Source organism: Myxococcus vastator (assembly GCF_010894475.1).
Lineage (GTDB): Bacteria > Myxococcota > Myxococcia > Myxococcales > Myxococcaceae > Myxococcus > Myxococcus vastator.
Genome location: NZ_JAAIYB010000397.1, coordinates 1 through 7,884 on the forward strand (window position 1 = coordinate 1; position 7,884 = coordinate 7,884).

Here is a 7,884-nt window from a genome sequence, read left to right on the forward strand (position 1 = left end):
AGCGTCAGATGTATATAAGACACAGCTCCCGAGCGGAGGGGCGCCACCCCGGAGGGGAGGCCGGAGTGAGGGTCGTCTTACGGCCGTGCCACCGCCGCCTGTTCACGGCGGTGGCCCCTTGGGACTGTCAGCCCTGCTTGTCGACCGTGCCCGGCCGCGCCACGTCTTCCACCAGCGCCTTGAGGCCGGCGGAGGTCGCGGCGACGGGGCTGGCCGCCATCTTGTGCAGCAGCGCGGCCACGGCCAGGTTCTGCGCGTCGTTGCTCAGGCCCGGCTTGGAGAGAATCTCCTTCAGGTCGGCCGGCAGGTCCTTCTCGCCGTTGAGGTAGCCGCCCAGCGCCGTCTTCAGCGCCTCGCCGTGGTCCAGCGCGCCGTCCACCGCGGTGCCGAACGACACCGCCTTGACGAAGCGCTCGAAGAACTGGCCGTCGCCACCGACGATGTTGAACTTCGCGTTGCCGAACGCCTTGGCCAGCACCTCGGCCTGCGCGTGCGCGATGTCCTTCTTCGCGCGGATGGACTCCAGCTCCACGTCGCGCTCCTTGTTGAGCTTGAGGCGGAACTCCTCGTGCTCGCGGCCGACGCCGTCCATCAGCTTCATGGACGCGGCCTTCTCGGCCAGGCCGCGGGCCTCCGCCAGCAGCTTCTCCTGGATGGCAGCGGCCTCGGCCAGCTGCTTCTCACGCGTGGCGATGGCCTCCGCCTCGCCGCGCTTCTGGATGGCGCCGGCTTCCGCCTCCAGGACGCGCGCGTTGGCCAGGCCCTTCTCCTGCGCACCCGCCGCCTCCGCCAGCAGCTTCTCGCGGACGACGTTCGCCTGAGCGTGGCCCTGCTTCTCGATGGCGCCCGCCTCGGCTTCCTTCACGCGGACGTTGACCATGCCGAGCTTCTCCTGCGCCTGCGCGTCGGCCTCCTTCACGCGGACCTCGGCCAGCCCCTGGGCGGCGGCCTCGGCCTGGACGCCCTCGGCCAGGCGGACCTTCGCCTTCGCCGTCTTGTCCGCGGCCTCCAGCTCGGCCTCGGCCAGCGTCAGCTTCTCCTTGGCGGTGAACTTGGCCACCTCGTTGGAGGCCTCGGCGGCCTTGATGTCCTTGACCAGCTTCTCCTGCGCCTGCGCCTCGGCGGTGATGAGCAGCGCGTCCTTGCGGCGGGTGGCCTCGGCCTTCACGCGCAGATCCTTGATGCGCTCCTCCTCCTCCGCCACCGTCTTGTCCACGACGATGCGGGCGCGCACCACGTCGGCGATGAGCTTCTTCTCGACCTCGAGCGCCTTCTCCTTGGCGATGCGCTGCAGCTCCGTCTCACGCTCGCGGTTGATGGCCTCCAGGGCGCGGTCCTTCTCCACGCGCTCGGTCTCCACGGCCACCACGCGCTCGCGGTTCTTCTGCGCGACCTCGATCTGCCGGGACTTGTTCTGCTCGTTGATGTTGATTTCTTCCTCGGCCTTGATGCGCGCCAATTGGGCCTTGGCGTACTCCTCCTGCTTCACGCGCTCGGCCTCGGCCGTCTCGCGGGCCTGGATGCTGTCGATTTCGCGCTTCTGCTTCGCGGCGGCCTCTTCACGCTGGCGCTCGAGGGCGAAGATGGCCTCATCCGCCTCCACATTGCGCTTGGTGACGGCCATGCGCTCGTCCTGGCGCAGCTCGTTGGTGAAGACGTTCTGCTTCGTCGTCAGCTCGGTGATCTTCCGGATGCCCTGCGCGTCGAGGATGTTGTCCTTGTCCAGCATCTCGACCGGGGTCTGCTCCAGGAAGTCGATGGCGCAGTCCTCCAGCATGTACCCGCTGAGGTCACGGCCGATGACGTTGACGACCTGGTCCTTGATCTCCTCACGCTTGGTGTAGAGCTCCTCGAAGTCGAAGCTCTTGCCCACCGTCTTGAGGGCCTCGGAGAACTTGGCCTCGAAGAGGTTCTCCAGCGTCTCCTGGTCGGAGGCGCGCGCGCAGCCGATGGTCTGCGCCACCTTCAGCACGTCCTCGCGCGTCTTGTTCACGCGGACGAAGAAGGTGACCTTGATGTCACCCCGGATGTTGTCCCGGCAGATGAGGCCTTCCTTGCCGCGGCGGTCGATCTCCACCGTCTTCAAGGAGATGTCCATCACCTCGGCCCGGTTGATGATGGGGAACACCACCGCGCCGGTGAAGGTGACGACCGGCTCGTTCTTCAGCGTGTTGACGATGAGCACCTTGCCCTGGTCCACCTGCCGGTAGAGCCGGACGATGGTGAGGAGGATGCCTCCGAGGAGGATGATGCCACCGATGCCGGCAGCGACCGCGGTAATGGGGTCCATGGCCATTTCCTGATTGATGATGACAGCGGGCCTTGTATCAGGCGCCGGAGGTCCCCCGCAAAAGCCCTCCGGCGTCGAATCTGACGGTCGCTCCCTCGGCGCGACCGGTAAAACTCAGCCTCGTGCCTTCACGCGAGCCAGGGCCGCGGCGCGGGCCGGGTCCTGGAGCTGTTCCAGCTCCTCCGGCAGCAACCAGTCGACCGGCTCCACTTCATAGACGCGCCGTTCCGCGTCGTACGCGAGGATGAGCGCCGGCTGGCCTCGCTTGAGCTCATTGGGCTTCGCGCAGACGACGTTGAGGATGACGCCCGCCCCGCCGTCCTCGAAGGTCGCGTGGCCCGTCCTGGCCGTCACGCCGCGGCTGGAGATGGTGCACACCCGACCCATCAGCGCGTCGCGCCCCGGGGCGCGCCTGGCCACGAACACCGGCCGCAAGGGCCGGACCGCGAAGCCCGCCGTCACCATTCCCGCCGCGAAGCACCCCAGCCCCAGTCCGCTGCTCAGCAGCCACGACGGCACCACCCCGCCCAGCGCCGCGTGCAGCGGCTGCGCGCTCATCACCGACAGGAACCAGGCGATGAACACCACGAAGCTCACGGACACGGTGATGGGGATGCCCGCGAAGCCCATGGCCGCCAGGACTCCGCCACCGTCGACGTCGAAGTCCGCGTCATGGGCACCCAGCGCCTTCGCGCCGCCCAATGCCTTGCCACCGCCTTCGATGGCCCCGCTCAATGCCTTGCCACCACCCTCGATGGCCCCGCCCAATGCCTTGCCACCGCCCTCGATGGCGCCGCTCAGCGCCTTGCCGCCCGACTCCAGCGTGACGTCCCCATCGAACAGGTCGATGCCGACCGCGCCCGCGATGACGAACAGCCAGTACGTCATCACCACGCCAAGGACGATGGTGAAGAGGGCGGTCGGGAAGGCCAGAATGGTGTCGAGGAAGGCGCTCATACGGCTTGCGCCCCACTCTAATCGAATGTCATTCCCGTCGAAAACGCAGCTTGCGCTTTTCTGCCCCGCCCCTGAGCGGGCGGCCGGGCAGGTGCGGAGAAGGCCCTGCTGTCCCGGCGGCGCCGGAGGCGGGCGGACCGCGGAGCCCCCGCCTCACGGCGACCGGCGGGGGCTCAGGCCACCACGGCTTCGACGACGCTGGGCGGCATCGTCGTCGGGAAGACGTTGGACAGTCGCAGGCCCGCCTTCTCCAAGAGCGCCGTGTACTCCGGGCCCGTGCGCTCCCGGCCGCCCACGAGCACGAGCATGGCCAAATCGTAGAGGTTGCCGAAGTGCGGCACGTTGTCGCCGGGCAGCACCGTCTCCACGATGAGCAGCCGCGAGTCGGGGCGCATCGCCGCGCGGATGCACTTGAGGATGCCCAGGCTCTGCTCGTCATCCCAGTCATGGAGGATCTGCGACAGGATGTAGACGTCCTGGCCTTCGGGGGCGATGCGCTGGAAGAAGTCACCGGCGACAACGTCACACCGCGACGACAGCCCCTGCTCGGCGATCCGCTCGCGGGCCTCCACGGCGACGTGAGGCATTTCGAAGACAGTGCCGCGGGCGCCGGGGTTGGCCTTGAGGATGTGCGTCAGCAGCATGCCCGTGCCACCGCCCACGTCGACGATGCTGCGCGCGGAGGAGAAGTCATACCCGTTCACCACCGCGGGCGCGTTCAGCGTCTGGTACGCGGCCATGCTGCCATTGAAGATGGCGGCGACGTCGGGGTGTGTCGTCATGTAGTTGAAGAACGAGTCGCCCATGAACTTCTCCACCGTGGGCTTGCCCGTCTTCAAGGCGGTGGCCAGGTCTCCCCACGCCTGCCACGACAGGATGTGGCCATGCGCCCGGAGCGAGCCATACACGGAGCCGGGGTTGTCCTTGCGAAGCATCCCGCCCAGCTCCGTGAGGGCCCAGCGCTGCGTGGACTCGTCCTTCACGAGCACGCCCAGGCCGCTGAGCAGCCGCAGCAGCCGGCGCAGCGTGGGCGCATGCGTCCCACTGGCCTCGGCGAGCTCCTCCACCGTCTTGGGCGTATCACCGATGGTATCCGCGAGCTCGAGTTCCGCCATGATTTGAAGGCTTCGGGAAACCCAGAAGCCATAGACCATTTGCGTCATCTGCAGAGCGGCGGGCGGAGGCGCGTGAGAGGCTCGAGGTTGCTGGCTCATGTGTCCGTCTCCAAGGAGTTGAGAAGCATCGGCAAGTCTGCAACCTATAAGGTAGGCTGTAAAACTGCTACGGTTCTCTTGTTCACCCTGAAGTCCGAGTCCCCCCGTGCGCGCTTACATCACCCGCCGAGAGGCCTTGCCCCGCACCGCGCTTCATGACCTGCGGACCGCCCTGCTCGGCTCGCGTTTCGTGGCCCGCAGTCCGTTGATGGGGACGTTCCAGGCCAGCCGCGGGTTTGCCTTCATCTTCACGCGCGAGGGCCGTGCCACCCTGGAGGCCCGCTTCCCGTTCCTGGCGACCTACCTGGCCCGCGTGCTGGACCCGGCCAGCGCGACAGGACTGTTGCCCTGGCACGAGCGGCTCTGGGGCTCGCGCCGGGAGCGGCCCGTCCCCAACGCATTCTATCTCAACCTCCTGCTCCTCGAGGCGGGGCGCGGCGTGGGGCGACACATCGACGCGACACTCCAGGAGCCCAGCGGCGTCCCCGATGCGACGCCCCGGCACGTGAGCGTGCTCTACCTCCAGGTCCCCGAGCGCGCCCAGGGCGGCGAGCTGCGCCTGCTCCAACACGACACCCCCGTGGGTGAAATCCGCCCCCGCGAGGGCCTGCTGGTCCACTTCCGCGGCGACCTCCAGCACGAGGTGCGGCCCTTCACCGGAAGCCAGGAGGGCGCGAGCCGCGCCAGCCTCGTGTGTGAGCAATACACCTTCCCGCCTGAGGCGCTCGCCAGAATCCCCGCCTTCCGCATCCAATCCAAGGCAGGCTTCGCCGCATATCTCGACCACCAGCGCGAGCAGCCCGGTGGCGGCTCCGTTGACACGTTGGAATAGCTTTCATCCCGAACCGAGGAGGCATCGTGGCCGTCGATCCCCAGCGCACCGACGTTGAACGCTTCATACAAGAGGACCCGGGAGGCCCCGTGGTCATCCTGAACCTGGTGCGCTTCAAGGAAGGCGGACGCGAATCCTACGCGGCCTACGCGAGCGCGGTGATGCCCTTCATCCAGAAGGTGGGCGCCCAGCCCCTCTACGCGGGAGACGGCTCCACGGCGCTGGTGGCCGAGCCCGGGCAGACGTGGGACGCGGTGCTCCTGGTCCGCTATCCCAGCCGCGCGGCCTTCCTGCAAATGGTGGCGGACCCGGAGTACCAGCACATCGCGCACCTGCGCACGGAGGCGCTCCAGGAGGCCGTGCTCCAGGCCACCACGCCCTGGGCCACCTCGCCGGAGCCCTGAGTCAGGGCTTCGCGGGCGGGCCCCCCGCGCCCGCGGGCACCCGCAGGTCCGCCGTCTCCGCGAAGGTGGGCGGGCGGCGGTGCTTCGACGCCTGCTCGTAGGCATACGCCAGCTTCAGCAGGAGGGGCTCGCTCCAGGCCCCGCCAATGAAGGACAGTCCCACGGGCAGGCCGTACACGAACCCCGCGGGCACGGTGATGGAGGCGTAGCCCGACACGGCCGCGGGCGTGGAGCTGCTGCCCAGCCAGTGGTCGCCGTTGATGGGGTCGATGAGCCCCACGGGCGCCTGCGTCGGCGCGACCAGCGCATCCAGCTGGTGCTTCTTCATCACCGCGTCCAGCCCCTGCGCACGCGACAGACGGCGGCAGGCCTGGAGGGCCTTGAGGTAGGCCTTGTCCGTCAGGGGCCCCTTGGCCTGCGCCATGTGGAAGATTTCCTGGCCGAAGTACGGCAGCTCCGACGACGCGTGGGCTTCGTTGTAGCGGATGAGCTCCGCGAGCGTGCGCGGGGCCGTCCCCTCCTCCAGCGTCGCGAGGTAGGTCTCCAGCCCCGCCTTGAACTCGTAGAGCAGGACGTCCAGCTCGGGGGCGTCCAGCTGTGCCGCAGTGGGAATCGGCGCCGGGTCCACGAGGATGGCGCCGCGGGACTTCATCAACGCCAGGGCCTCCTCCACGAGCGCGTCGGTGGCCGGGTGGTAGCCGAAGAAGCGCTCCCGGGGCACGCCGATGCGAGCGCCCTTCAGCCCGTCCACGTCGAGGAACCTTGTGTAGTCCGCATGGGCCTTGCCCCGGCTCGCCGCCGTCGCCGCGTCCGCCGGGTCCACGCCCGCGAGCACGCTGAGCAGCGCCGCGGCATCCGCCACGGTGCGCGTCATGGGGCCGGCGGTGTCCTGGCTGTGGGAGATGGGGATGATGCCGGCGCGGCTCACCAGTCCCACTGTCGGCTTGAGCCCCACCAACGCGCTGGCCGCCGAAGGCGACACGATGGAGCCATCCGTCTCCGTGCCCACGGACACGGCGCAGAAGTTGGCGGCCGTGGCCGCGCCCGAGCCCGAGCTGGAGCCCGAGGGCGTCCGGTCGAGCGCATACGGGTTGCGCGTCTGGCCACCCCGCGCGCTCCAGCCGCTGGCCGAGCGCGTGGAGCGGAAGTTGGCCCACTCGCTCAGGTTCGTCTTGCCCAGGATGACCGCGCCCGCGGCCCGCAGGCGCTCCACGATGAACGCGTCCCGCGGCGGCCGCGCGCCCACCAGCGCCAGGGAGCCCGCCGTCGTCTGCATCCGGTCCGCGGTGGCGATGTTGTCCTTGAGCAGCACCGGGATGCCGTGCAGCGGGCCCCGAGGGCCCTTCTCGCGGCGCTCCTGGTCGAGCGCGGCGGCCGTGGCGAGCGCGTCCGGGTTCAGCTCGATGACGGAGCGCAGCGGCAGGCGCCCGCGCGAGTCCCAGTCAGCGATGCGCGCGAGGTAGCGCTCCGCGAGGCCTCGCGCGGTGAGCGCCCCTGTCTTCATCCCGGCCTGGAGGTCCACCACGGTGGCCTCGGCCAGCTCGAAGGGCCGCGCGGGCGTCGGGGCCGCGGAGGCGGAGACCTCCAGGGAGGCGAGCGCCGTGGCGGCGGCGGTTCCACCCAGGAGCACACGGCGGCTGAGGCCCAGCGGGGTACCGGGAGAGGCAGCGGTCTTCTTCATGATGACGAGGCTACCGCACGCCGGGGGAACGCGAAGGGTCGCAACCCCGGTGGGGCTTCGTTAGGTTCGCGGGCCGATATGGCCTCCCACCTCACGCTCCTGGCCGGACCGGACGCGCTCCGGCTCATTCGCGAACGGGGCTTGCGCGGAGATGACGTGGACGTCGTCCCCGGCGCCTCCGGCGGTCCGAAGTGGTTGGTGCTGGCGGGACTGGACCGGGCGCTCTTCGCGGGCCTCTTCCAGAACCGCTCGCGCCCCCTCCACCTCATCGGCAGCTCCATTGGCAATTGGCGGCTCGCCTGCGTGGCCCAGAAGGACCCGGTGCTGGCCTTGCGCCGCTTCGAGGCGGCGTACATCGACCAGCGCTATCCGCCCAAGCCCACGCCCACCCAGGTGAGCGAGACCTGCGAGCGCATCCTGGACGCGCTGCTGGGCGAGGATGGCGAAGCGGAGATTCTGGGCCACCCCTGGGCGCGGCTGCACGTCGTCACCGCGCTGTGCCGGGG

6 protein-coding genes and 1 pseudogene are annotated in these 7,884 nt (G+C 69.4%); 3 read left to right on the forward strand and 4 right to left on the reverse strand.

Annotation, left to right across the window (positions count from 1 at the left end; genetic code table 11):
- Window positions 1-127 precede the first annotated feature (127 nt).
- From G4D87_RS29365 to G4D87_RS29375, 3 genes are all read right to left on the reverse strand, one after another.
- On the reverse strand, window positions 128-2,290 hold the full coding sequence (locus tag G4D87_RS29365; protein WP_205507762.1) for a hypothetical protein: 2,163 nt from the start codon (window positions 2,288-2,290) through the stop codon (window positions 128-130).
- Window positions 2,291-2,404: 114 nt separating this feature from the next.
- On the reverse strand, window positions 2,405-3,247 hold the full coding sequence (locus G4D87_RS29370) for a hypothetical protein (protein WP_163786017.1): 843 nt from the start codon (window positions 3,245-3,247) through the stop codon (window positions 2,405-2,407).
- A 173-nt stretch (window positions 3,248-3,420) separates the two neighbouring features.
- Entirely contained in the window at window positions 3,421-4,461 is a 1,041-nt protein-coding gene (locus tag G4D87_RS29375; protein ID WP_338045007.1) for a methyltransferase, read from the reverse strand.
- Window positions 4,462-4,567: 106 nt separating this feature from the next.
- On the opposite strand from G4D87_RS29375, the gene G4D87_RS29380 reads away from it, so the two are divergent.
- Together G4D87_RS29380 and G4D87_RS29385 are read left to right on the forward strand one after the other, a co-directional pair.
- Window positions 4,568-5,293 (forward strand): 2OG-Fe(II) oxygenase, encoded by a 726-nt coding sequence (locus tag G4D87_RS29380; protein WP_163786018.1) that lies wholly within the window; start codon window positions 4,568-4,570, stop codon window positions 5,291-5,293.
- A gap of 26 nt (window positions 5,294-5,319) precedes the next feature.
- The gene (locus G4D87_RS29385; RefSeq protein WP_163786019.1) at window positions 5,320-5,697 is read left to right on the forward strand and encodes a DUF1330 domain-containing protein; all 378 of its coding nucleotides are present in this window, start codon (window positions 5,320-5,322) and stop codon (window positions 5,695-5,697) included.
- 1 nt (window position 5,698) lies between these two features.
- On the opposite strand, the gene G4D87_RS29390 is transcribed toward G4D87_RS29385, so the two are convergent.
- Window positions 5,699-7,378 (reverse strand): amidase, encoded by a 1,680-nt coding sequence (locus G4D87_RS29390; protein ID WP_205507763.1) that lies wholly within the window; start codon window positions 7,376-7,378, stop codon window positions 5,699-5,701.
- 78 nt (window positions 7,379-7,456) lie between these two features.
- On the opposite strand from G4D87_RS29390, the pseudogene G4D87_RS29395 reads away from it, so the two are divergent.
- Window positions 7,457-7,884 (forward strand): annotated as a pseudogene (locus tag G4D87_RS29395) (patatin-like phospholipase family protein); the annotation flags it as partial.

Bases quoted from the DNA above. Each gene is read 5' to 3' on its own strand.
- G4D87_RS29370 (WP_163786017.1), bottom strand. From the start codon at position 3,247: ATGAGCGCCTTCCTCGACACCATTCTGGCCTTCCCGACCGCCCTCTTC.
- G4D87_RS29390 (WP_205507763.1), bottom strand. From the start codon at position 7,378: ATGAAGAAGACCGCTGCCTCTCCCGGTACCCCGCTGGGCCTCAGCCGC.
- G4D87_RS29365 (WP_205507762.1), bottom strand. From the start codon at position 2,290: ATGGACCCCATTACCGCGGTCGCTGCCGGCATCGGTGGCATCATCCTC.
- G4D87_RS29375 (WP_338045007.1), bottom strand. From the start codon at position 4,461: ATGAGCCAGCAACCTCGAGCCTCTCACGCGCCTCCGCCCGCCGCTCTG.